2 protein-coding genes and 1 pseudogene are annotated in these 1,750 nt (G+C 31.5%); 2 read left to right on the forward strand and 1 reads right to left on the reverse strand.

The window, feature by feature from the left end; genetic code table 11:
• Positions 1–191, forward strand: a pseudogene (locus AC1DJR_RS28735) (DUF2785 domain-containing protein); the annotation flags it as partial.
• Positions 192–208: 17 nt separating this feature from the next.
• Complete coding sequence (locus tag AC1DJR_RS28740) at positions 209–658, forward strand: NUDIX hydrolase (RefSeq protein WP_429691998.1); 450 nt, start codon at positions 209–211, stop codon at positions 656–658.
• Between the two features lie 42 nt (positions 659–700).
• Here AC1DJR_RS28740 and AC1DJR_RS28745 read toward each other — a convergent pair.
• Positions 701–1,750: ABC transporter permease (locus AC1DJR_RS28745; RefSeq protein WP_477004124.1), on the reverse strand; the 1,050-nt coding region annotated here is incomplete at its 5' end.

Consider the following 1,750-nt stretch of genomic DNA (forward strand, 5'->3'; position numbering starts at 1 on the left):
TTATTTATAAAAAAATAAAAAGGCTTCCTCAAATTAGAAAACGCCTTTCCCTTAATGAGTATTGTATTTTATGCGCAAACATTAAAATCTTTTTACGCACATTATTTTTTAGAACAAAAGATGATCATAACTTAGCATTTACAGCACGTAAAACAGAAAAAATGTTAAAAGAACTGCCTAATTATTATTAAATATAAGGAGAAGAATTATGGGCTATATTGAAGACATGAGAAATCTAGTAGGAAATCATCCACTCATTTTAATCGGATCACACGCCATTATATTAAATGAGAAAAATGAAATATTACTGCAGCTCCGTACAGATTTTAACCGCTGGGGTATTATTGGTGGCGCCTTAGAATATAACGAAACGTTAGAAGACGCTTTAAATCGAGAAGTATATGAAGAAACCGGACTTATCATTAAAAATCCAGAACTWTTCCGTACATACTCAGGACCTGATTTCTTTCAAATCTATCCAAACGGCGATCAAGTACACGGTGTACTCGCTGTTTATATTTGCCGAGAATTTCACGGTGAGCTTGTATGCGATCAAACGGAATCGAAAGAACTGCGCTTCTTTCCGCTAGATGAGTTACCTAGTAATCTTCCTCCTGTTATTGAGAAGATTATTACTGACTTTCGGAAGTCGAATTGAACTATTAATATAGCCAAGATGGAATTCATCTTGACTATATTTTTATTTATTATCCTTATTTAACTCTTGTACAATATCCCTTTTTCCTATTTTATTAGCAAAAGGGATAAAAATAATAAGGACTATTCCGAACATCCCCGCTATTACCGTTACGATAAGTTTGAAATCAAAAAATAAAGGTGTACGATCTATTATACTTACCATATAGGTTAATAATATTCCTATAACAACCCCTAGTATGATTCCAATAAGTACATATAAATTAACTTGCGTCAAAATAATTTGTACAATACCCTTTTTATTAACTGTTATTGCTCGTAAAATAGCAAACTCTTTTCTTTTAGATTGAATATTATTTATAAGTGTATTACACACCCCTAATGTTACACTAAGCAAAATTACTACAATAACAACGATGAAGATGGACCACCTTTGCTGAAACATTAAATTAGATTGTTTTAACGATTGAGTATAACTACTTATTTTTAATTGTGGATATTGACCTTTCAATTTCTTTAATTGTTCCAACGTCTCTCTCTCATTATTTGAGCTAATAAATGCACGCTCAAAAACTGTATAATCTTGTTTATATGTTACATTACTCCAATCCATGAGTACCGAAGGAGAATTCGGTAGCTCGTTAACAATTAACCCAACTTCTACCTTACTAGTCGCTCTAACTTTTTGTTCCTGTTCTGAAAATAGACCTAATTGAACGATATCGCCTACATGAAGTTTATACCGTCCCGCTAACTCTTCTGTAACAATTATACTATTCTCCAAATTTGCAGGTACTTCTGGCAGTAATCCTTGCTTTTCCATTTCCTTTAAATCACCTAAATTATAGTCAAAAGTAATATAATTTTTACCTTGCTTTAATTCTGCCAGTGAGTTCGTACTAATTGTACTAGCTCCTTTTATACTACTTATTTCTTTAAATATATTTTGTATATGAGGTGAGGTAATGGTTAAATCATTATTCAAACGATTTTCCACAACAATATGTGTTGGAAATTCACGTTTTAAATATCTTTCATTATTTTTCTGCATTGTTTTAAAAATAGTGGAACCAAAGACAACTATCACCATCAT

This window comes from Bacillus sp. 05T31 (assembly GCF_056396725.1).